Source organism: Actinomycetospora chiangmaiensis DSM 45062, assembly GCF_000379625.1.
Lineage (GTDB): Bacteria > Actinomycetota > Actinomycetes > Mycobacteriales > Pseudonocardiaceae > Actinomycetospora > Actinomycetospora chiangmaiensis.
The window spans coordinates 438,644-460,711 of record NZ_KB903229.1; the positions used below are offsets into that span (position 1 = coordinate 438,644).

Annotated in this window: 21 protein-coding genes; 18 read left to right on the forward strand and 3 right to left on the reverse strand. The window is 74.9% G+C overall.

Translation table 11 applies throughout. The annotated features are described in order from the left end of the window. Positions 1 to 75 precede the first annotated feature (75 nt). The 4 genes from A3CO_RS37565 to A3CO_RS0115580 are packed head-to-tail and all read left to right on the forward strand — an operon-like array spanning position 76 to position 4,284. Positions 76 to 1,758, forward strand: coding sequence for an efflux RND transporter periplasmic adaptor subunit (locus tag A3CO_RS37565; RefSeq protein WP_026204653.1), 1,683 nt, complete (start codon positions 76 to 78; stop codon positions 1,756 to 1,758). After that, positions 1,755 to 2,471 carry an ABC transporter ATP-binding protein gene (locus A3CO_RS0115570; RefSeq protein WP_018333179.1) on the forward strand — a complete coding sequence of 239 codons (717 nt, stop codon included), beginning with the start codon at positions 1,755 to 1,757 and terminating at the stop codon, positions 2,469 to 2,471. Before A3CO_RS37565 ends, A3CO_RS0115570 begins: the two co-directional genes overlap by 4 nt. Next, positions 2,468 to 3,691, forward strand: coding sequence for an ABC transporter permease (locus A3CO_RS0115575; RefSeq protein WP_018333180.1), 1,224 nt, complete (start codon positions 2,468 to 2,470; stop codon positions 3,689 to 3,691). The genes A3CO_RS0115570 and A3CO_RS0115575 overlap by 4 nt, the downstream gene beginning before the upstream one ends. Before the next feature lie 11 nt (positions 3,692 to 3,702). Then, positions 3,703 to 4,284: a hypothetical protein gene (locus A3CO_RS0115580; RefSeq protein ID WP_018333181.1), complete on the forward strand. Its 582-nt coding sequence runs from the start codon at positions 3,703 to 3,705 to the stop codon at positions 4,282 to 4,284. A 57-nt stretch (positions 4,285 to 4,341) separates the two neighbouring features. Here the strand turns inward: A3CO_RS0115580 and A3CO_RS38710 are convergent, their stop codons facing one another. Beyond that, the gene (locus tag A3CO_RS38710; protein WP_018333182.1) at positions 4,342 to 4,932 is read right to left on the reverse strand and encodes a Clp protease N-terminal domain-containing protein; all 591 of its coding nucleotides are present in this window, start codon (positions 4,930 to 4,932) and stop codon (positions 4,342 to 4,344) included. 277 nt (positions 4,933 to 5,209) lie between these two features. Between A3CO_RS38710 and A3CO_RS0115590 the strand changes: the two genes are divergently transcribed. The 13 genes from A3CO_RS0115590 (at position 5,210) to A3CO_RS0115650 (ending at position 17,940) form a co-directional block, all read left to right on the forward strand. Beyond that, positions 5,210 to 6,778 (forward strand): helicase HerA-like domain-containing protein, encoded by a 1,569-nt coding sequence (locus tag A3CO_RS0115590; protein ID WP_018333183.1) that lies wholly within the window; start codon positions 5,210 to 5,212, stop codon positions 6,776 to 6,778. A 135-nt stretch (positions 6,779 to 6,913) separates the two neighbouring features. After that, positions 6,914 to 9,469: an ATP-dependent zinc metalloprotease FtsH gene (gene ftsH / locus A3CO_RS0115595; RefSeq protein WP_018333184.1), complete on the forward strand. Its 2,556-nt coding sequence runs from the start codon at positions 6,914 to 6,916 to the stop codon at positions 9,467 to 9,469. A 72-nt stretch (positions 9,470 to 9,541) separates the two neighbouring features. Further along, positions 9,542 to 10,192, forward strand: coding sequence for a GTP cyclohydrolase I FolE (gene folE, locus A3CO_RS0115600; protein WP_018333185.1), 651 nt, complete (start codon positions 9,542 to 9,544; stop codon positions 10,190 to 10,192). A gap of 51 nt (positions 10,193 to 10,243) precedes the next feature. Continuing rightward, the gene (folP, locus tag A3CO_RS0115605) at positions 10,244 to 11,065 is read left to right on the forward strand and encodes a dihydropteroate synthase (RefSeq protein ID WP_033414528.1); all 822 of its coding nucleotides are present in this window, start codon (positions 10,244 to 10,246) and stop codon (positions 11,063 to 11,065) included. Then, entirely contained in the window at positions 11,062 to 11,439 is a 378-nt protein-coding gene (gene folB / locus A3CO_RS0115610) for a dihydroneopterin aldolase (RefSeq protein WP_018333187.1), read from the forward strand. Before folP ends, folB begins: the two co-directional genes overlap by 4 nt. Beyond that, entirely contained in the window at positions 11,436 to 12,002 is a 567-nt protein-coding gene (gene folK, locus A3CO_RS0115615; RefSeq protein WP_018333188.1) for a 2-amino-4-hydroxy-6-hydroxymethyldihydropteridine diphosphokinase, read from the forward strand. Before folB ends, folK begins: the two co-directional genes overlap by 4 nt. Next, the gene (locus A3CO_RS0115620; RefSeq protein WP_018333189.1) at positions 12,002 to 12,472 is read left to right on the forward strand and encodes a DUF3180 domain-containing protein; all 471 of its coding nucleotides are present in this window, start codon (positions 12,002 to 12,004) and stop codon (positions 12,470 to 12,472) included. The genes folK and A3CO_RS0115620 overlap by 1 nt, the downstream gene beginning before the upstream one ends. 58 nt (positions 12,473 to 12,530) lie before the next feature. After that, complete coding sequence (locus A3CO_RS32520; RefSeq protein ID WP_018333190.1) at positions 12,531 to 13,187, forward strand: DUF6779 domain-containing protein; 657 nt, start codon at positions 12,531 to 12,533, stop codon at positions 13,185 to 13,187. Positions 13,188 to 13,233: 46 nt separating this feature from the next. Further along, positions 13,234 to 14,514: a PrsW family intramembrane metalloprotease gene (locus tag A3CO_RS32525; protein ID WP_018333191.1), complete on the forward strand. Its 1,281-nt coding sequence runs from the start codon at positions 13,234 to 13,236 to the stop codon at positions 14,512 to 14,514. A gap of 261 nt (positions 14,515 to 14,775) precedes the next feature. Then, complete coding sequence (locus A3CO_RS0115635) at positions 14,776 to 15,708, forward strand: Rossmann-like and DUF2520 domain-containing protein (protein WP_018333192.1); 933 nt, start codon at positions 14,776 to 14,778, stop codon at positions 15,706 to 15,708. Next, positions 15,705 to 16,622, forward strand: coding sequence for a pantoate--beta-alanine ligase (panC, locus tag A3CO_RS0115640; RefSeq protein ID WP_018333193.1), 918 nt, complete (start codon positions 15,705 to 15,707; stop codon positions 16,620 to 16,622). Before A3CO_RS0115635 ends, panC begins: the two co-directional genes overlap by 4 nt. Continuing rightward, positions 16,622 to 17,056, forward strand: a complete 435-nt coding sequence (gene panD / locus A3CO_RS0115645) for an aspartate 1-decarboxylase (protein ID WP_018333194.1) — start codon at positions 16,622 to 16,624, stop codon at positions 17,054 to 17,056. Before panC ends, panD begins: the two co-directional genes overlap by 1 nt. Positions 17,057 to 17,094: 38 nt before the next feature. Further along, the gene (locus A3CO_RS0115650) at positions 17,095 to 17,940 is read left to right on the forward strand and encodes a type III pantothenate kinase (RefSeq protein WP_018333195.1); all 846 of its coding nucleotides are present in this window, start codon (positions 17,095 to 17,097) and stop codon (positions 17,938 to 17,940) included. Positions 17,941 to 18,067: 127 nt separating this feature from the next. Here the strand turns inward: A3CO_RS0115650 and A3CO_RS37570 are convergent, their stop codons facing one another. Then, positions 18,068 to 19,039 carry a GlxA family transcriptional regulator gene (locus A3CO_RS37570; RefSeq protein WP_018333196.1) on the reverse strand — a complete coding sequence of 324 codons (972 nt, stop codon included), beginning with the start codon at positions 19,037 to 19,039 and terminating at the stop codon, positions 18,068 to 18,070. A gap of 72 nt (positions 19,040 to 19,111) precedes the next feature. On the opposite strand from A3CO_RS37570, the gene A3CO_RS37575 reads away from it, so the two are divergent. After that, on the forward strand, positions 19,112 to 20,407 hold the full coding sequence (locus A3CO_RS37575) for an MFS transporter (protein WP_018333197.1): 1,296 nt from the start codon (positions 19,112 to 19,114) through the stop codon (positions 20,405 to 20,407). Here A3CO_RS37575 and A3CO_RS0115665 read toward each other — a convergent pair. After that, the gene (locus tag A3CO_RS0115665; protein ID WP_018333198.1) at positions 20,373 to 21,887 is read right to left on the reverse strand and encodes a helix-turn-helix domain-containing protein; all 1,515 of its coding nucleotides are present in this window, start codon (positions 21,885 to 21,887) and stop codon (positions 20,373 to 20,375) included. The two genes, A3CO_RS37575 and A3CO_RS0115665, sit on opposite strands and share 35 nt — an antisense overlap. Positions 21,888 to 22,068: the final 181 nt, after the last annotated feature.

A 22,068-nucleotide genomic window follows, 5' to 3' on the forward strand; every position in this document is an offset into this window, starting at 1 on the left:
ACACCCGGGAGTGCGCTGCCGGATCGTCACCCCCCGGGCGCAACGGGCAGCGCGGCTGGCCCTAGTGTGCGCCGCATGGCGGCTGGTGCCCGGCGACTCTGGATCGTGAACGGGCTGGTCGTTCTGCTCGTGCTCCTCGCCGCGGGCGGGACGGTGTACGGCCTGACGAGGAGTGCGGACAGCTCGAACGCCTCGCTGCGGACGACGCCCGTCGGGCGCGGCACCGTGGCCGAGACGATCAGCGCGGCCGCCACGGTGACGAGCGCGACGAGCGCGACCCTGAACTTCTCCAGCAGCGGCCGGATCGCCGAGGTGCGGGTCCGGCTGGGCGACCGCGTCACCAAGGGACAGACGGTCGCCCGCCTCGACGGCGAGTACGCGCAGGCCAGCCTCGACGCCGCGGACGCCCAGGTCGCGGCGGCCGAGCAGCAGCTCGACGACGCCCACTACCAGCAGGACCACCCGCAGTCGACGCAGCAGCAGGCCGCGGGGACCGGGACGACGGCGGGTCAGGCCGGACAGGCGCCCACGCAGCAGCGTGCGGCCGCCCCGGCCGCCCCGGCCGCCCCGGCGGCCCCGACAGCACCGACGACGGGCGCTGGCGGGTCGACGACGAGCACCGGCGCGGCGGGGGGCGGAACGTCCGCCGGCACTGCGCAGCCCCCGCAGGGCGGGCTCGTCACCATCAACCGCTTCGCCGGGGACGGCTCCGGCGTCGAGCAGGTCCGGCCGATGGCCGACCAGACCGGCGGGGGGACCAACGGCGGGACCGGCGGCACCACCGGGACCGGCACTGCCTCGACGTCGGGAACCGGGCAGGCCGGCGGGACCACCGCTCAGACGTCGGCGGACCCGGGCGAGGCGGCGGTCCGCAACGCCGAGTCCCAGCTCGCGCAGGCGAACGCGACGCGGGTGCAGTCGTTCCAGAACACCCAGAACCTCGACCTGGTAGCCCCGGCCGACGGCACCGTCGTCAGCCTGGACGGGGTCGCCGGGCAGCTGGCCGGACCGCAGGGCGTCGTGGTGAGCCAGACCGGGACCGGCAACCCGGCGGGCGGGCGGCTGCCCGACGGGTCGGCGCTCTCCAGCGGCGCGGGCTCGGGCCAGTCGGCCACCACGGGCGGCGGCGGTGCCGCGACGGGCGGCGGGTCCGCGTCGGGTGGCGCGACCGCGTCGAACGCGACGGCCCCCCAGACCGCGCCCGCGGTGATGACCATCGCGAACCTCGGGGCGATGCAGGTGCTCGCCCAGGTACCCGAGCTCGACGTCGCGAAGGTCGCGACGGGACAGACGGTGGCGGTGTCGGTGAACGCCCTGCAGGGGCAGAAGCTGCCGGGCACCGTGATGTCGGTGAACATGCTGCCCGGGTCGCAGGCGACCGTGCAGTACGGCACGGCCGTCGCGATCACCGCGCCGCCGCCCGGGCTGCGGCCGGGGATGTCGGCGAGCGTCTCGATCACCGTGGCCCAGGCGAACGACGTGACGTTCCTGCCCTCCGTAGCCGTCACGCCGGTGGGCGGACCGGACAGCGGCCAGGGGACGGTTCAGGTCCTCCAGCCGGACGGGACCTCTCTCGAGCGGACGATCGGCACGGGCCTGTCGTCGGACACGGTCACCCAGGTGACCTCGGGTCTCTCGCTGGGCGACCTCGTGGTGCTGCCCGACCAGTCGGCGTCGAGTGCGGCGAGCCTGCGCGGGTTGCGCGGCGGCGGCAACGGCGGCAACGGGGGCGGCGGTTCGGGCGGCGCCGGACGATGACCGGGCGCGTCGCGGTGCGGCCGGACGTGCCGGTGCTCGACGTCCGGTCGATGTCGAAGGTCTACGGCGAGGGCGAGACCGCGGTCCACGCCCTGCGCGAGGTCGACCTGCTCGTCCGCCGGGGCGAGTACGTCGCGGTGATCGGCCAGTCGGGCTCGGGCAAGTCGACGCTGCTCAACATCCTGGGCTGCCTCGACGCCCCGACGTCGGGTCGCTACCTGCTCGAGGGGCTCGACGTCGCCGACCTCGACGACCGTCAGCAGTCGGTGCTGCGCAACCGACAGATCGGGTTCGTCTTCCAGTCGTTCAACCTGATCCCGCGCACCACCGCCTTCGCGAACGTCGAACTCCCGCTGGTCTATGCGGGGGTCCCGCGGCGCGTGCGGCGGGCGCGGACCCTGGCCGCGCTCGACGTCGTCGGCCTCGGGGAACGGACCGACCACCGTCCGAACCAGCTCTCCGGTGGTCAGCAGCAGCGGGTCGCCGTCGCCCGGGCCCTCGTCACCGCGCCCGCGCTCCTGCTGGCCGACGAGCCCACCGGCAACCTCGACTCCGCGAGCACGGCCGACGTCCTGGACCTCTTCGACGGTCTCCACGCCACCGGCCGCACCATCGTGATCATCACCCACGACGCCGAGGTCGCCGAGCGGGCCGATCGCGTGGTCACCGTGACCGACGGTCGGCTGCGCGAGAGCTCCGGGGCCCGGCCGTGAGCTCCGTCGAGATCGTCCGGTTCGCCGTCCGGGCGCTGCTCGCGAACCGGCTCCGGTCGTTGCTGACGATGCTCGGGATCATCATCGGCATCGCCGCGGTGATCCTGCTGACCGCGCTCGGCAACGGGGCGGCGCAGTACATCCAGGGACAGATCTCGGGGCTGGGCGCCAACAGCATCACGGTGCTCGCCCGTGCCCCCGGCGGGACCGCCGGGGCCGCCGCCGGCGCGTCCGCCCGCCCGCTGACCTCGGGCGACGCCACGGCGATCGCCGATCCGCAGGGGGCACCGGACGTCGGGTACGTCGCGCCGGTCGTGCAGAGCTCGTCGACCGTCGCCGCCGGCCCCAACTCCGAGACCGCGACGGTCATCGGCAGCACGCCCCAGTACTTCCCGGGGTCGAACACGGTGGTGGCCGCCGGTCGGGCCTACGACGAGGCGGACGTCGCCGACGGCCGTCCGGTGGCCGTGATCGGCCGCACCGTGGCCGACGACCTCTACGGCGTCGGGTCGACCCCGTTGGGGCGGAGCCTTCTCGTCAAGGGCGTCCCCCTGCAGATCATCGGGGTCCTGCAGGCCAAGGGCCAGGGTGGCGGGTTCGCCAACCCCGACTCGAACGTGCTCGCGCCGATCACCACCGTGCAGAGCGCGTTCACCGGCTTCGGGAACCTCAACCAGATCGTGGTCGGGGCGCGGGCGTCGACGACCCAGAACGCCGCCGAGTCGGAGATCTACTCGATCCTCGACCGGCGACACGGGATCACGAACCCGAACAACCGCGACTACCAGCTCATCAGCTCCGCCCAGCTCGCCCAGGTGCTCGACCAGACCCTGTCGACGTTCTCCCTGCTCCTCGCCGGCATCGCGGGCATCTCGCTGCTGGTGGGCGGGATCGGGATCACCAACATCATGCTGGTGTCGGTCACCGAGCGGACCCGCGAGATCGGGATCCGCAAGGCGCTCGGTGCCCCGCCGTCGGCGATCCTCGGCCAGTTCCTCGTGGAGTCCACGATCCTGTCCGTGCTGGCCGGTCTCATCGGCGTCGGCATCGGGGTGGCCGGGACGCTCATCCCGCTCCCGAACGGGTTCCGCGCGGTGGTGGTGCCCGCCGCGGTGGTCGTGGCGGTCGTGGTGTCGATCGTCATCGGGGTGTTCTTCGGCGGCTACCCGGCCCGGCGCGCCGCGCGCCTGCGGCCGATCGAGGCCTTGCGGCGGGAGTAGAGGGGACGACGATGTCGGACGACGAGAAGCCCGCGACGGACGCGGCGGAGACCACGACGGAGACGGGCCCGATCCACCCGGCCAGCCCGCAACCGGCCTTCGGGCCCGACACGGTGCGCCGTGACGGCGGCCCGGCGCGGGGCTGGGAGGAGGACGCGAGGGGCAGCACCCGCACCTCGGCGGCCGTGCTCGACGAGCCGATCGACGACGTCGACGTGCGCGAGCGTCTCCGGCGACCCGGCATGGCGCGGTCGACCCGCATCCTGCTGCTCGTCCTCGCCGGGGTCGTGCTCCTCGGCGCGGGCCTGTTGATCGGGCGCGCCATCGCACCGGCGACCGGTCCGGGCTCGGTGCCCCAGACCATCGGCACCATCGAGTCGGTGGACACGCCCCCGGGAGGCTCCCCGGTCCTCACCGTCCGGGGGGCCGACGGGAGCCTGACGGCCCTCCAGACCACCCCGGGCACGGTCGTCGCCACGCCGGCGGCCGGCGGCAACGCCGCACTCCGGGCGGGTCTCGCCGTCACGGTCACCGGCGAGCGCGACCAGCGCGGCGAGATCGTGGCGAGCCGGGTCGACCTCCCGGCCCGCTGACGCGCGCCGGAGCTCGCGGGCACGTGGGGCGGGGGCCGCGTCGGCGACCCCCGTCCGTCACGAGGCCGACGGCCACCCCAGCAGGGTGCCCGGGTCGCGCGGCTGGATCCGCCGCACCGGGGAGGGGCGGCGCGCCGAGACCGCGGGCGGCACCGGACCGGTCAGGGCATCGAGCCCGGCGAGGGCGTCGAGCAGCCGGTCCGCGTCCGCGCCGAGCGTCGTGAGCATGTCCGCCGCCTGGTCGCCGCCGTGGCGCAGGAGCGCGGTCAGCAGGTCCGAGACCGAGACGTCGTGGTCGAACCCGGCCGCGCGCACCTGCGCGGCGGCGAGCACCTCGAGGACCGCGCCGTTCGCGATCGGCGGCCCGGGCGGGCCCGAGGGGTCGGGTTCTCCGGCCGCCGTCCACACCGCGAGGGTGAGGGCGGTGTCGCTGCCGCGGTCGGTCACGCCGGCCGCGGCGAGCAGACCGGCCTCCGGGCCGTCGGCCCGGACGAGGGCCCGCAGCAGGTGTGCGGTGCCGATCCAGTGGTGGCCGCGCTCGGCGGCCTCGTGACGTGCGATGTCCAGCACCCGGGCGACCTCGGCCGAGACCTGACGTCGGGCGGCACCGGGGTCGGGGACCCGGGGCTGGGCGGTGGGGAGCGCCATGTCCGCAGCGTGGCAGGCGTACCGCCATGATCGCAGCGTGTCTCGGCCGGGAGGGTGACGCTTCCGACCGAGCGTCACCGTGCGCGGTGCCCGACCGGGCTGTGCGGGCGGGCTGCGGGGGGCGAGTGGGGGACGCCGCGCCGCGCCGGTCGCCGGTGCTCCGTTTCCGGACGGCGGGAGTCGCCCGATGGGGGGGAATCCGGGCGCCGCGCGGCGTGTCGCCACCACCTCCGTCGTCAGGAAGGCCGAGAGGCCATGACCGGCTACTCTCCCCGCCGTGACCGGGAACGAGGCCGCGACCGAGATCGCCGCCGGGTACGCCACGGACGGTGCCGCGCTCGAGCTGGGTGCGGTGGTGATCGACGGGGCCACCGATCCGGCGGCCCGGGTGCGCATCCCGTTCGCGACGCTGAACCGCCACGGCCTGGTCGCGGGCGCCACCGGCACCGGCAAGACCAAGACCCTGCAGAACCTCGCCGAGCAGTGCTCCGCGGCGGGCGTCCCGGTGATGCTCGCCGACGTCAAGGGCGACCTCTCCGGGCTCGCCCGCGCCGGCGAGTCGGGTGACCGCCTGACGAAGCGGGCCGCGGAGACCGGGGACGACTGGGCCCCCACCGCCTACCCGGTGCGGTTCCTGTCGCTCGGCGCCGCCGGCATCGGGGTGCCGGTCCGCGCGACGATCACCGCGTTCGGGCCGATCCTGCTGTCGAAGGTGCTCGGGCTCAACGCCACGCAGGAATCGACGCTCGGACTGATCTTCCACTACGCCGACCAGAAGCAGCTCGCCCTGCTGGACACCAAGGACCTGCGGGCGGTCATCCAGCACCTGCTCTCCGACGAGGGCAAGGCCGAGCTCAAGGAGATCGGCGGTGTCTCGACGGCGACGGCGGGCGTGATCCTGCGGGCGCTGGTGAACCTCGAGGCCCGCGGCGGCGACCAGTTCTTCGGAGAGCCGGAGTTCGACCCGGCCGACCTGCTCGCGGTCGAGGGCGGCCGCGGGGTGGTGACGCTGCTCGAGCTCGCCGACCAGCAGGCCGACCCGACCCTGTTCTCCACCTTCCTCATGTGGCTGCTCGCGGAGCTCTTCGAGGACCTCCCGGAGGCGGGCGACCTCGACAAGCCCAAGCTCGTGTTCTTCTTCGACGAGGCGCACCTGCTCTTCGCCGACGCGTCGAAGGCGTTCCTGGAGCGCATCGAGCAGACCGTCAAACTCATCCGGTCCAAGGGCGTCGGCGTCTTCTTCTGCACCCAGCTGCCCACCGACATCCCGAACGACGTCCTCTCGCAGCTGGGCGCCCGGGTACAGCACGCGCTGCGCGCCTTCACCCCGGACGACCAGAAGGCCCTGACGCGGACCGCGCGGACCTACCCGAGGTCGAAGGTCTACGACATCGAGACCGCGTTGACCTCGCTGGGCATCGGCGAGGCCATCGTCACGGTGCTCTCCGAGCGCGGCGCCCCCACGCCGGTCGCGTGGACCCGCCTGCGCGCCCCGCGCTCGCTGATGGGGGCGATCGGCGCCCCGGCGGTCACCGAGGCGGCGAAGGCGTCGCCGCTGTGGGCCCGCTACGGCGAGACCATCGACCGGGAGTCCGCCTACGAGCGGCTCTCGGCCCGGACCGGGGCCACCCAGGCGCCCGAGGTGCGGGCCGAACCGGTGCCGGCCGACCAGCCGCCGCAGCCCGCCCCGCCGCAGGCGCCGCCGCCCGAGGCCGACGAGGGACCGGGGTTGTTCGAGAAGGCGATGGCCAACCCGATGGTCCGCTCGTTCCTGCGGTCGGCCGCGAGCGCGGCGGGCCGGGAGATCAGCCGCGGGCTGTTCGGGACGGCGCAGCGCCGGCGCTGACGTCGCGCACGTCACGCCGCGCGCGGGTCGGCGTCAGTGGGCCGGGGTACATTGGCATTCATCAGGGCTTCCCTGGCATGACAGACGGCAGTGAGTCAACCCGGGGAGGGTCGAGGCCGGACCGGCCGCCACCGCATGGACCGCAAGCGCCTGCTCCGCAATCCGCTGATCTGGATCGTGGTGCTCTTCGTCGTCTACCTGGTCGTGTCGTCGTTCTTCAGCGACACGCGTGGTTACACCCAGGCCTCGACGTCCCTCGCCCTCCAGCAGATCGACCAGCGCAACGTCGCCGAGGTCACGCTCGAGGACAAGGAACAGCGTCTGCGTATGACGCTGGTGAACCCCGTCGACGTCCCGCCCGCGGACGGCACGTCCGGGTCACCGACGCGCACCACGCAGATCTACGCGCAGTACCCGGCCGCCGCCGGGAACCAGATCTTCACGGAGCTGCGGGAGAACCCGGCCCGCAACGGCTTCGACACCCAGGTCACGCAGGAGTCCCTGCTCGGCCAGATGCTGATCTACCTGATCCCGCTGGGCCTCGTCCTGGTGCTGCTGTTCTGGATGATGAACGCGCAGGGCGGCGGCAACCGCGTCCTGTCGTTCGGCAAGTCCAAGGCCAAGCAGCTCAACAAGGACATGCCCAAGACGACCTTCGCCGACGTCGCCGGCGCGAACGAGGCCGTCGAGGAGCTCTACGAGATCAAGGACTTCCTCCAGAACCCGACGCGCTACCAGGCGCTCGGCGCGAAGATCCCGAAGGGCGTCCTGCTCTACGGCCCGCCCGGTACCGGCAAGACGCTGCTGGCGCGCGCCGTGGCCGGCGAGGCGGGCGTGCCGTTCTACACGATCTCCGGCTCGGACTTCGTCGAGATGTTCGTCGGTGTCGGTGCGTCCCGGGTGCGTGACCTGTTCGAGCAGGCCAAGCAGAACTCGCCCTGCATCGTGTTCGTCGACGAGATCGACGCCGTGGGTCGTCACCGCGGTGCCGGCATGGGCGGCGGGCACGACGAGCGCGAGCAGACGCTGAACCAGCTGCTCGTCGAGATGGACGGCTTCGACGCCCGCGGCGGGATCATCCTGATCGCGGCGACGAACCGCCCCGACATCCTCGACCCGGCGCTGCTGCGTCCCGGTCGCTTCGACCGGCAGATCCCCGTCGCCGCGCCCGACCTCGCGGGTCGCCGCCAGATCCTCGCCGTGCACGGCAAGGGCAAGCCCCTCGCCCCGGACGCCGACCTCGACGGGCTGGCCAAGCGCACCGTCGGGTTCTCCGGTGCCGACCTCGCGAACGTCCTCAACGAGGCCGCGCTGCTCACCGCGCGCCTCAACCAGCAGCAGATCACGGGCGCCTCGCTGGAGGAGTCGGTCGACCGCGTGATCGGTGGCCCGGCCCGCAAGAGCCGGATCATCTCCGAGCAGGAGAAGAAGGTCGCCGCGTACCACGAGGCCGGGCACGCCCTGGCCGCGTGGGCGATGCCGGACATCGAGCCGGTCTACAAGGTGACGATCCTGCCGCGCGGTCGCACCGGTGGGCACGCCCTCGTCGTCCCGGAGGACGACAAGGAGTTGATGACCCGCTCGGAGATGATCGCCCGCCTCGTGTTCGCGATGGGTGGCCGCTCCGCCGAGGAGCTCGTCTTCCACGAGCCGACGACGGGTGCGTCCTCCGACATCGAGCAGGCGACGAAGATCGCCCGCGCGATGGTCACCGAGTACGGCATGAGCGCCAAGCTCGGCGCCGTGAAGTACGGCCAGGAGCAGGGCGAGCCCTTCCTCGGCCGCACCGCGGGCAAGCAGTCGGACTACTCGCTCGAGGTCGCCCACGAGATCGACGAGGAGGTGCGCAAGCTCATCGAGGCCGCGCACACCGAGGCGTGGGAGATCCTGAACACCCATCGCGACGCGCTCGACGCGCTGACCGCCGAGCTGATCGAGCACGAGACGCTGCAGCGCAAGGACCTGGAGCGGGTCTTCGCCTCGGTCACCAAGCGGCCGCGCATCACGATGTTCAACGACTTCGGGGAGCGCACGCCCTCCGACCGGCCGCCGATCAAGACGCGGCGCGAGATCGCCACCGAGCGCGGCGAGCCGTGGCCGCCGGAGGACGAGCGCCGCGAGCCCGCGCGCGTCGGGGCCGGGAGCAACGGCCACGGCCCGAACGGACAGAGCGCCCACACGCAGAACGGCCAGAACGGGCAGCAGCCCGCGGCCGACCGCAACGGCCAGTCCTCCCCGGGTCAGAACGGCCACGGGTGGGGCGCGCCGGACACGCCGGCGGTGGGCACGCCCGCCGTCGGGCCGGGCGAGCGGGCCACCGGGCCCGGGACCTCCGGGTGGGGCATCCCCGACGTGTACCGCACCGGGGGCTCGTCGCAGCCGCCGTCGGCGGTGCCACCGAACTACGGGGCGCCTCCCGGCTGGACGCCGGGCACCACGCCCCGCGGGACGTCGTGGGACCCGAACACGCGGCCGTACGGCCAGCACGGGTCGGGGTCGTCCTCGCAGGGCTGGGGCAGCCCCGGGGGCCAGCACGCTGCGCCGGAGGACGGATCGTCGGCCGGCGGACGCCGGAGTGCTCCGGACCACGACCAGTCGAGCGGGACCTCGTTCACATCGCCGGGCGAGGGCGGCGTGAACCCGTACGGTGATCCGGAAGGCCGTCGTACCGACGGTCGCACGGAGAGCTGACCAGCGGCGGCCACCCTCCCCGACGCGGAGGCACGGGCCGGCCCGCGCACCCGAGAAACGGGCGAGGGAGACGTGACCACCAGCCAGGAGACGGCGCGACCCGTCGATCACGAGAACGAGCGGAACGGGGGTCGAGCCGTCGAGTCCGAGCGGCTCGAGGCCTTCGACGCGGCGCGCATCGAGGCCGCGGTCCGGGAACTGCTCATCGGTATCGGGGAGGACCCCGACCGTGAGGGACTGCGCGACACTCCGGCCCGGGTGGCGCGCTCCTACCGGGAGCTGTTCGCGGGCCTGTGGACCGACCCCGCCGGGGTCCTCGAGCGGACGTTCTCCGAGGACCACGACGAGCTGGTCCTCGTCCGTGACATCCCGCTGTTCTCGATGTGCGAGCACCACCTGCTGCCGTTCCACGGCGTCGCCCACGTCGCCTACCTGCCGGGCACGGACGGCCGGGTCACCGGGCTGTCGAAGCTCGCCCGCCTCGTCGACCTCTACGCCCGGCGGCCGCAGGTGCAGGAGCGGCTCACCACCCAGGTCGCCGACGCGCTGGACCACACGCTCGGCGCCCGCGGTGTCCTCGTGGTGATCGACGCCGAGCACCAGTGCATGTCGGCGCGCGGTGTCCGCAAGCCGGGCTCGCGCACCACCACCTCCGCGGTGCGTGGCGTGCTCAAGTCGTCGGCGAGCACCCGGGCCGAGGCGCTCGGCCTGATCCGGCACTGACGGCGACCCGTGCCGCCCGTCGCGCTGCTCCGCCCCAACCACTGCCTCGTGATGGGCGTCCTCAACGTCACGCCCGACTCGTTCTCCGACGGGGGCCGGTGGCTGAACCGTGACGACGCCGTCGCGCACGGCGTGGCCATGGCGGAGCGCGGGGCCACCTACGTCGACGTCGGCGGCGAGTCGACCCGGCCCGGCGCGGAGCGGGTCGACGCCGCGACCGAGATCGAGCGGGTGGTCCCCGTCGTCGCCGAACTCGTCGCCCACGGCGTCCGGGTCAGCGTCGACACCACCCGTGCCGAGGTCGCGGTGAAGGCGCTCGAGGCCGGCGCCGAGCTCGTCAACGACGTCTCCGGCGGGCTGGCCGACCCGACGATGGCCCGGGTCGTCGCCGACGCGGGTTGCGGCTGGGTGCTCATGCACTGGCGCGGGCCGTCGGACCGGATGACGAACCTTGCGAGCTACGAGGACGTGGTGGGCGAGGTCCTCGCCGAGATGATCGAGCAGATCGACCGCGCGGTCCTCGCGGGCGTCGACCCGGCCCGGCTCGTCCTCGACCCGGGGCTCGGCTTCGCGAAGACGGCCGCCCACAACTGGCAGCTGCTGCGCAAGCTCGATGTGTTCACCTCGCTCGACTTCCCGGTGCTCGTCGGGGCCTCCCGCAAGCGGTTCCTCGGCGCCCTGCTCGCCGACGACGACGGGACGCCCCGGCCTCCCGACGGGCGTGAGCACGCGACCGCGGCGGTCTCCGCCCTCGCCGCGAACGCCGGCGCGTGGGGCGTGCGGGTGCACGAGGTCGGCGCCTCGCTCGACGCCGTCGCCGTGGCCGCCGCCTGGCACTGGGGCACCTCCCGCGCCGCGAGGGCCGACTCGTGAGCACACGCGACACCATCGAGCTCCGCGGACTCCGGGTCCGCGGCCACCACGGCGTGTTCGAGCACGAACGTCGCGACGGGCAGGACTTCGTGCTCGACCTCGTCCTGCACGTCGACCTCATCGCCGCCGGCCGCAGCGACGACCTCGACGACACCGTGGACTACGGCGCCCTCGCCGAGGCCGCGGCCGTGGTGGTCGAGGGCGCCCCGCGCTCGCTGATCGAGGCGGTCGCGGCCGACGTGGCCGACGTGGTCCTCGACGATCCGCGGGTGGCGGAGGTCGAGGTCACCCTGCACAAGCCGCAGGCCCCGATCGCGCGGCCGTTCGCCGACGTCGCGGTGCGGATCCGACGCAGCCGGCCGGGGACATCGTGACCCGGGCCGTGCTCTCGCTGGGGTCGAACCTCGGCGACCGGCGGGCCCACCTCGCGGCGGCGCTCGCGGGGCTCGCGCCCTGGACCCGCGAGGTGTCCTCGGTCTACCGCACCGCTCCGTGGGGCGGCGTCGACCAGGAGGACTTCCTCAACCTCGTCGTCACCGTCGAGGACCCCGAGGCCGGGCCGTGGGTCTGGCTCGCCCGCGCCCGGTCCGCCGAGCAGGCCCGCGACCGCGACCGCGGCGAGGACGCCGTGCGGTGGGGGCCGCGGACGCTCGACGTGGACGTCCTCGTCGTGACCGACACCGACGGACCGGTGCACAGCGAGGACCCCGAACTCCTCCTGCCCCACCCGCGCCTGCACGAGCGCGCGTTCGTGCTCGTGCCGTGGGCGGAGATCGCCCCGGACGACGAGGTCCCGGGCCGCGGTCGGATCGCCGACCTGCTGGCGGCGCTGCCCGCCGACGAGCGGGCCGGGGTGCATCTCGACACCGGGGAGCGGGAGACGGAGCGCAGCGGAGCTCGACCCGGGGAGCGGGAGACGGAGCCGGGGGCGCGCTGATGACGACGCGCACCAGCCCGTCGGTCCTGCTCGTCATCGCGGTGGCCGCCGGGCTCGCCACGAACCTCGCGCTCGGGCTGCTCTACGGTTCGATCCCACCGCTGCCCGCCCCGGCCGGCCTGACCTTCCTCGTGCTCGGGCTGGTCGAGGGCGGCATCGCCGTCGTGCTGTACCGCCGGATCCAGCAGCGACCCGGGGCGCGGCCGGTCGACGCGCTCGCCGCGGCCCGGGCCGTCGCCCTCGCGAAGGCCTCGGCGTTGGCCGGGTCGCTCGTGGGCGGGGCCTGGTGCGGGGTGCTCGCCTTCGTCCTGCCCCGGCGCGCGCAGGTGGCCGCCGCGGCCTCGGACACGACGGCGGCGGTGATCGGGATCGTCGGATCGGTCGTCCTCGTCGCGGCGGCGCTCGCCCTCGAGTGGTGTTGTCGTACCCCGGACGATCCGGAGTCGCGCCTCCCGGAGGACCGCCGCTGACCCGTCCGCGCCGCGGGCCTCACCGTGGACATGCGGGCACGGTCGATACAGTCCGGACATGGCCAACCCCGGGGCCGACCGGCGTCGCGGGTCGCGCGCGTCCGTCACCACGGGTGGCGGACGCCCCGGAGACCCCCTGGTCCGCGTGCTGCTCGTCGTGACGGCGCTGTGCGCGGCGCTCGCCGCGACCACCGTGGTGCTCGCCGACGACGAGCGCCTGCTGCGCCTCGGGGTGATCGCCGGGCTGTGGGCCGCGCTGCTCGCGGTCGCGGCGCTCGCCCGGCGCAGCGGCGGCGGGGGGAACGACCCGGAGCGGGAGCTCGAGTCGATGCGTCGCACCTACGAGCTCGAGCTGGCCGCCGAGATCGACGCCCGCCGCGAGCACGAGCTCACGGTCGAGCAGACGGTGCGCCGGGAGATCGTTGCCGAGGCCGGCCAGGAGCTGACGGCCCTGCGCGCCGAGGTCGAGCGGCTGCGCTCTCACCTGGAGAACGCCGAGACCCGCGCGGCGCCGCTGCCGGCGCAGCTGCAGGCCGTCGCGGGTGAGGGGCCCGCCCGGCCGGCCGCACCCGGCGTCGGGAACGGACCGCGGCTGCCCCGCCAGCACGTGAACGAGGTGTCCCACCCTTCGGCGCCCGGTCGGGGGACGGGCGGCCGGACCGTGGCCGAGCTGCTCGCCGCGCACGCGCAGGACCGCCGCCGCCCGTCGCGCTGATCGTCCGTCCCGCCGGGGCGGCCGGGAGCCACTACCCTGCGGCAGGGTGATCGCCACCCCGGTCCGGCTCGCCCCGCAGCAGCGCCGCACGCTCGTCTGGCCCGTCCTCGGGCTCATCGTGCTCGGCATCTGCGCGCTGGCCGCCGTGGGCTTCGCGAGCACCGAGATCGGCACCGGCGGCGTCGTCGTCGGCGCGATCTGCGCGCTGCTGCCGGTGGGGCCGGTGCTGTTGGCGTTCGCCTGGGTCGACCGCTGGGAGCCGGAGCCGCCGCGCCTGCTGCTCACCGCGTTCCTGTGGGGCGCCGGGTTCGCGGCCCTGGTCGCGCTGATCATCAACTCCAGCGCCGTGCTCGCCGCGGAGCTGCTGCTCGGACGGGGGCAGGGCGACTTCGTCGGCGCGGTGATCTCCGCGCCGCTGGTCGAGGAGTTCGTCAAGGGCGCGTTCGTGGTGGGGCTGCTGCTGTTCCGGCGCCGCGAGTTCGACGGGATCGTCGACGGCGTGGTCTACGCCGGCTTCGTCGGCGCGGGCTTCGCCTTCACCGAGAACATCATCTACTTCGGCCGCGCGTTCACCGACGCCGGCACGGCCCCGGTCGCCGGCGTCATCGTCACCTTCATCCTGCGCGGGGTCCTCTCGCCGTTCGCCCACCCGCTGTTCACCTCCATGACGGGCATCGGGGTCGGGATCGCGGCGAGCATCCGTTCGCGGGTCGGCGGCGCGCTGGCGATCCTGCTCGGCTACGTCCTCGCGGTGATCCTGCACGCGCTGTGGAACTCCGCGACGCAGCTCGGCCCCGGGTTCTTCGGCGTGTACATCCTCATCATGGTGCCGCTGTTCCTCGCGCTCCTCGGCCTCGTGATCTGGCAGCGCCGCCGGGAACGCGACGTGCTGGCCCGCCAGATGCCGGGCTTCGCCGCCGCGGGCTGGATCGCCGAGAGCGAGGTCCCGCTCCTCGGCAGCATGTCCGGACGACGACGCTGGCTCGCGGCCGTCCGCCGGACCGCCGGCAGGCCGGCCGCCCATGCCGTCGTCCACTACCAGCACGCGGTGTCCGAGCTGGCGTTCCTGCGGGCCCGTGCCGAGCGCGGCGCCATCCCGCCCGACCCGCGCTGGCACGCCGAGCTGCTCGACAACCTCGTCCGCACCCGCATGGCCGCGGTCACCGCGCCCGGCGTCCCCCAGGGGCAGCAGCCGCCGCCCGGCCCGCCACCGGGTCCCCGCCCGCCGTCCGGCCCCTTCCCGACGCCGGGTCCTTCCGGACCGGGGTGGGGCGGCCCGCAGCCGCCGTACCCGCCGTCGCAGCCCTGGCAGCGGCCGCGGGGGTAGCCGGGCGCGTGCGTCGGTGGCCCCGTTCGCGCGTCAGGTGACAGCAATGGGCCACCGCTGACGTCAGGGTGCTGGGGGTGTCAGCCGTGGCCCACCGCTGACGTCCGGTGTCAGCCGTGTGCCACCGCTGACGTCACGGTGCCCGACTGTCATCCCGATCACCCACGGCCACCGGGACGTCGTCGCGCGTCTACCCTCGCCAGCGCATCGTCCGGTACCCGCTCCACTGAGCGGGACGGGAACGACGAGTGGTGAAGGGGTGTGCTCGTGAGCGCCTCCGGCAGCGACGCCGGGCCCAGGCCTGCGCGTCTCGACGTCGGCGTGGTCTCCGCCGGGAGGGTCGGCGCCGTGATGGGCGCCGCGCTGGCGGCCGCCGGCCACACGGTCGTCGCGGCCTCCGCCGTGTCACGCGCCTCGCGCGCCCGCGCCGAGGCCCTGTTGCCCGGGGCGGCGATCCTGCCGCCCGACGAGGTCGTGCGGAACGCCGACCTGGCCCTGCTCGCCGTGCCCGACGACGTCCTGCCCGGGCTGGTGCGCGGGCTCGCGGCATCGGGGTGCCTGCGGCCCGGGCAGATCCTGGTCCACACCTGCGGGTCCCACGGGGTGGGCGTGCTCGGCCCGGCCGCGGAGCACGACGTGCTCCCCATCGCCCTGCACCCGGCCATGACGATCACCGGCCGGCCGGAGGACGTCACCCGGCTCACCGGGGCCTGCGTCGGGGTGACCGCGAACAGCTCGCCGACCGAGGACGCGGAGGCGGCCTGGCTCGTCGGCGAGGCGCTCGTCGTCGAGATCGGGGCGGAGCCGGTGCGCATCCCCGAGGAGATGCGCCCGCTCTACCACGCGGCGCTCGCGCACGGCGCGAACCACCTGATCACGCTGGTCCGCGAGGCCGCCGACCTGCTGCGCGACGCCGGGATCGAGCCGGCCGAACGCGTGCTCGCCCCGCTCCTGTCGGCAGCGCTCGACAACGCCCTGCGCCTCGGCGACCGCGCCCTGACCGGGCCGGTCGTCCGCGGCGACGCGGGGACCGTCGCGACCCACCTGCGCCACCTCGACGCGCGGGCCCCCGAGTCGGCCGAGCTCTACCGCGCCCTCGCCCGCCGCACCGCCGAGCGCGCCCACGCCGGCGGGCTCATCGGCGACGACGAGTTCACCGCCGTCATCGACACCTTCGAGAGGCACACGCCGTGACCCGCCCCTCCAGCCTGCGCACGCACGACCTGCTCGGGCGCTCCCGGCCGAAGTACGTCAAGGACGGCCTCACCGTCCACACCGACCCGAACACGCTGCGCCGCGTGACGAAGGCGATGCGCGGCGGCGGCCGCCGGGTCACGCTCGTCCCGACGATGGGTGCCCTGCACGACGGCCACCGCGAGCTGATGCGCCGCGCCCGCTCGATCCCCGGCTCCAGCACCGTGGTGTCGATCTTCGTGAACCCCCGCCAGTTCGGGCCGACCGAGGACTTCGACCGCTACCCCCGCGCGTTCGAGGCCGACCTCGAGATGTGCCGCGAGGAGGGCGTCGAGCTCGTGTTCGCACCCGACGTCGACACGATGTACCCGGCGGGCTTCACCACGAGCATCGACCCGGGGCCGCTCGGCGCCGAGCTCGAGGGCGCCGCCCGTCCCGGGCACTTCGCGGGGATGCTGACGGTGGTCAACAAGCTGTTCGCGATCTGCGTGCCGGACGTCGCGTTCTTCGGGGAGAAGGACTGGCAGCAGCTGGCGCTGATCCGGCGGATGGTGCGCGACCTCGACATCGACGTCCACGTGGTCGGCGTCCCCACCGTCCGCGAGACCGACGGGCTGGCGCGGTCGAGCCGCAACGCCTACCTCGACGAGACCCAGCGCCGGCAGGCCGTGGCGATCTCCGCTGCGCTCTCGGCCGGCCAGTACGCCGGTGAGCAGGGCCCGGAGGCGGTCGTCGCGGCCGCCCGCGAGGTGCTCGCCGCCGAGCCGGCCCTCGAGGTCGACTACGTCGAGCTGCGCGACCCGGAGCTCGGCCCCGCCCCGACGATCGGCGACGCCCGCCTGCTCATCGCCGCCCGTCTGGGCGCAACCCGCCTGATCGACAACGCCCACGTCTCGGTGACGGAGAGAGTCTGATGCTGCGCACGATGCTCAAGTCCAAGATCCACCGGGCGACGGTCACGGACGCGGACCTGCACTACGTCGGGTCGGTCACCGTCGACACCGACCTGATGGCCGCGGCCGACCTGCTCGAGGGGGAGCAGGTCGCGATCGTCGACGTCACCAACGGTGCCCGCCTGGAGACCTACGTGATCCCGGGCGAGGCCGGCTCCGGCGTCATCGGGATCAACGGCGCCGCCGCGCACCTCGTGCACCCCGGCGACCTCGTCATCCTCATCGCCTACGGGCAGATGGACGACTCCGAGGCCCGCGCCCACCGGCCGCGCGTGGTCTTCGTGGACGACCGCAACCGCGTCCTCGACCGGGGCTCGGACCCCGCCTACGTGCCGGCGGACGCCCCGGAGGCGTCGCTGCTGGTGCCGGGCACGCGGGCCGCCGCCCTGAACTGAGGACGGCAGGGGCGAGCGGAGCGACGGGGGAGGGGCGCGTGCTGCTCTGCATCGATGTCGGCAACACGCAGACGGCCCTCGCGCTCTACCCGTCGTCGACGCTTCCCGACGACGGGCCCGAGGTCACCTCCCGCTGGGACGCCCGGATCCGTACCGAGCGGCGGGCCACCGCCGACGAGCTCGCCCTGACCGTCCGCGGCATGCTCGGCCCGCTGGTCGCGGAGGTCGACGGCGTCGCGGCGCTGTCGACGGTGCCGGCGCTGCTCCGGGAACTGCGCGGGATGCTCGACCGGCACTTCGCGGGCGTCGCCCGGGTCCTTGTCGAGCCCGGGGTCCGCACGGGGGTGCCGCTGCTCGTCGACAACCCGAAGGAGGTCGGCGCCGACCGGGTGGTGCAGGCGCTGGCCGCGCACCAGCGCGTCGGCGGGCCCTGCGTGGTGGTCACGTTCGGGACCTCGACCGTCATCGACGCGGTCTCCGCCGACGGCGAGTTCCTGGGCGGTGCGCTCGCGGCAGGGGTCGCCGTGTCGGCCGACGCCCTCGCGGTGCGGGCCGCCGGGCTGCGCCCGGTGGAGCTCGTAGCGCCACGCACCGTGCTCGGGCGCTCGACCGTCGAGGGCATGCAGGCCGGTCTCGTGCTCGGGGCCGCCGCGATGGTCGACGGGCTCGTCCGCCGGATCGGCGAGGAGGTCGCCGCGAAGGACGCGGCGGGCCGCGGGCCGGTCGCGGTCGTCGCCTGCGGTGGGCTCGCGCCCGTCGTGGCACCGGAGTGCTCGACCGTCACGCACCACGTCCCCGACCTCACCCTCCAGGGTCTGCGCCTCGTGTACGGGCGGGTGCAGGAGGCGGCGCGGGCCCGCGAGGAGCGGCGCGCCCGTCGGTGAGGCCACCGTCCGGCCGCTTTTGTCGCGGGGTGCGGCGCCGACCCGGCTGCCTTGTCGTTGTGGTTCCGCACGACAAGGGGGCGCCCAGCGTCGGGAGGCCGCGACGAGGACCGGGAGCGGGGCGACCTCAGGCCCTCGCGCGCGGCGACGCCCGGTAGGTGCGGCGGTACGCGACGGGGGAGAGCCCGACGTCGGCGGCCAGGTGGGCCCGCAGCGACGACGTGGTGCCCAGGCCTGCCTCGGTGGCGACCCGGTCGACGGGCAGGTCGGTCGACTCCAGCAGGTGCCGGGCGTGGGCGACCCGTTGCGCCAGCACCCAGGCGTGCGGGGAGGTGCCGGTCTCTGCCCGGAACCGGCGCGCGAACGTCCGCGTGCTCATCCGGGCATGCCCCGCGAGCGTCGCCACGTCGAGCGGCTCCGCCAGGCGCTCGCGGGCCCAGAGCCGGGTCGCCGCGGTGGACCCGCCGTCGTCGACGGGGAGGGGTCGCTCGATGAACTGGGCCTGCCCGCCGTCGCGCCAGGGCGACACCACGAGGTGCCGGGCGACCTCGGTCGCCACGGCCGCCCCGTGGTCGCGGCGGACCACGTGCAGGCACAGGTCGAGACCCGCGGCCAGCCCGGCGGAGGTGGCGAGGTCGCCCTCGTCGACGAACAGCACGTCCTCGTCGAGGTCGACGTCCGGGTACAGGCGCCGGAACTCCGCGGCACGGGCCCAGTGGGTGGTGGCCCGGCGGCCGGCGAGCCGACCGGCCGCGCCGAGGACGAACGCGCCGGTGCAGATCGACATCCAGCGGGCCCCGGAGGGCACCAGTGCGAGCACCTCGCGGACCGCGGCGGGCAGGACCCCGTCGCGCCGGGCGGGCGGGAAGTGGGTGCCGGGCACGAGGACGGTGTCGGCGGCCGCGAGCGCCTCCGGGCCGTGCTCCACGTGCAGGGCGTAGCCCGCGGTCGTCGGCACCGGACCCGCCTCCAGGCCGCAGACCCGCACGTCGTAGAGCGGCTCCCCGTCCCGCTCGGCAGTGCCGAACACCTGCGGGGGGATTGCGAGGTCGAAGCCGACCACCGGCGGGAGGGCGAGCACGACGACGACGTGGGGCATGGCCGGATTTTGGCATCTGATGGCGTTCCTGCCACTGGTGTTCGACGCACGGGCCCGGCATCGTTCCCGCTCGTGACCGCCGAGGCCCCCGCCACGACCCCCCGCACCCGCTCCTCCTGGTGGCCCTGGGCCGTCGCGGTGACGGCGTTCGTCGCGCTCATGGGGGCCGCCGGCTTCCGGTCCGCCCCGGGCGTGCTGATCGCGCCGCTGCACGAGGAGTTCGGCTGGTCGACGGCCACGATCTCCACCGCGGTCTCGATCAACCTCGTGCTCTACGGCGTCATCTCGCCGTTCGCGGCCGCGCTCATGGAGCGGTTCGGGATGCGCCGCGTGGTCGGCGGCGCGCTGCTGCTGGTGGCGGCGGGCAGCGGGCTCACCGTCCTCATGACCCAGGTGTGGCAGCTGATGCTGCTCTGGGGCGTGCTCGTCGGGGTCGGCACCGGCTCGATGGCGCTCGCCTTCGTCGCGACCGTGACCGGCCGTTGGTTCGTCCGGCGCCGCGGCCTGGTCAGCGGGGTCCTGACGGCGGCCCAGGCCGCGGGCGGCCTCGTCTTCCTGCCGCTCATGGCGTCGCTGTCGGAGAGCGTCGGCTGGCGGGCGGCGTCGCTGCTCGTGGCCGCGGGAGCGCTCATCGTCGTGCCGGTGGTGGTGCTCTTCCTGCGCGACTCCCCGGTCGACGTCGGCACCGTCGCCCACGGCGCCGACCCCGGCTCCGTCGCCGCGGCCTTCCCGACGACGGGTGGCGCGGGTGGGGCCGCCCGGCGTGCGGTCTCGGTGCTCGGCGAGGCGGCCCGCACCCGGACGTTCTGGCTGCTCGCGGGCGGGTTCGCGATCTGCGGCGCGACGACGGTGGGGCTCCTGGGGACCCACTTCGTCCCCGCCGCGCACGACCACGGGATGCCCGCGACGACGGCGGCGGGGCTGCTCGCGCTGGTCGGTGTGTTCGACGTCCTGGGCACGATCCTGTCCGGCTGGCTCACCGACCGGTGGGACCCGCGTCGGCTGCTCGCCGTCTACTACGTGCTGCGGGGCGCCTCGCTGCTCGTGCTGCCGCTGCTCCTGGCGCCGACCACGGTGCCGCCGATGTGGGCGTTCGTCGTCTTCTACGGGCTGGACTGGGTGGCGACCGTGCCGCCGACCGTCGCGCTGTGCCGGGAACGGTTCGGGGACCGCGGGCCGATCGTGTTCGGGTGGGTGTTCGCGTCGCACCAGGTCGGCTCGGCGATCGCGGCGGTCGGGGCGGGCATCATCCGCGACACCACCGGCAGCTACGACGGCGCCTGGTGGGGTGCGGGTGCCCTGTGCGTCGTGGCGGCCGGTCTGTCGCTCGCGATCAGCCGGGCGGTGTCGCCGGCCGTGCGGAGCTGACCGACCCCGACCCGTCGTCCGGAAGGCCCGCGTGCCGGGGATCGCTCACCGGGAGCAGGTGGCGCAGCCGCTCGACGAGCTCGAGGTCGTCGCGCCCGGCGGACGTGCGGGAGAGCGCCCAGAGCGCGGCGGTGTCCCCGCCGCGGAGCACGGCGCGCCGGACCCCGACGTCGAGCTCGTCGCGCAGGGCGCGGACGCCGGGCGCGTCGGAGGTCGGCAGCAGCTCCCCGCGCCCGACCAGGGCGGTGTCGGGCACGGCGCCGGATCGGAGCGCGTCGCGCAGCGTCAGGAAGTCGGCGTCGACCCGGGCCTCGATCCGGTAGGGCTGCGGTTTGACCACGCCGGCGCCGTTCGGGAGCGATTCGAGCAGGTGGCGCAGCCGGTGCATCTCCGCGCGGACGGTCACCGGGTTGCCGCGCTCGCCGTAGAGCTCGACGGCCAGCGCGTCGGCCGAGAGCCCCTCCGGATGCATCGCGAGGAGGGCCAGGAGCTCGGCGTGGCGGGCCCCGAGCCGCAGCGGGCGGCCGTCGAGCCGGGCGACCGGGCGGGGGACGCCCAGGAAGGGCAGCGCGAGCGTCGGGCGGACCCGGACCCCGGCCGGTCGCTCCAGCCGGAGCAGCCAGCCCTCGGCGAGCGGCTCGACGACGCCCTCGCCGTGCTCGCCGAGCGACACCCGGTCGCCCGCGCCGGGCAGCGTGACCCGGTCGTCGATCCAGCCGTGAGGGGTGGCGGCCAGGACCCGCCCGGCCGGGCTGAGCAGCGCTCCCGGGGCGTCGAGGCCGGACAGGTGCGGCAGGTTGCGCGTGCGCAGGCGTTCGTCGCGGATGGCCTGGCGGGTGGCGAGGTGGTTCTCGGCGAGCCGGGCGGCCGCCGTGACCAGCGCCAGCGTGCTCGGATGGAACGTCCGGACCGGGCCGGTGAGGTCGACCGCGCCGACCGCCTCGCCGGTGTCGGGGTCGTGGATCGGGGCGGCCGCGCACGTGAACCGGTGGTACTGCGCGACGAGGTGCTCCGACGAGTGGATCTGCACCGCGGCGTCGGAGGCGAGCGAGGTGCCCATCGCGTTGGTGCCGGCCGAGTCCTCGCTCCAGCGGAATCCCTCGGCGAGCTCGAGGTCGTCGGCCAGGTGCAGCACTCCGGCGGCACCTTCACGCCACAGGATGTGGCCCTGCGCGTCGGTGACGATCATGACGTGCATCGCCTCGTCGGCGATCTCGAGCAGCGTGGTCCGCAGCAGCGGGAGCACGGGGGAGAGCGGGTGGTGCTCGCGGATCCGGGCGAGCTCGCCGTCGTCGAACACGCGGGCCGGGGCGCCGTGGTCGGGGTCGACGTGGGCCGCCAGGGACCGCCGCCAGGAGTCGGAGACGACCGTCCGGGGGTCGACCTCCGCCCGGCCTCCGCCCAGAACGGCGTCGCGCACGCGGGCGAGGAGGGCCGCGCGCTCGACCGGATCCCCCCAGGCGTCCGGGTTCGTCGTCATCCACCACCCCGTGGACCTCGTCGGGCCGAACGTCCATCGTGCGGGCGGTCGATCGTCGAGGCAACCCCCCCGCGGTTCCTCATCTGCGGATCGGATCGTCCGGCCTGCTTGCATCTGCGTGCAACGTCGGTGCAACCCTCGGCGCCATAGCGTTCTCGGTCACAGGAGCGGACGCGTCGTG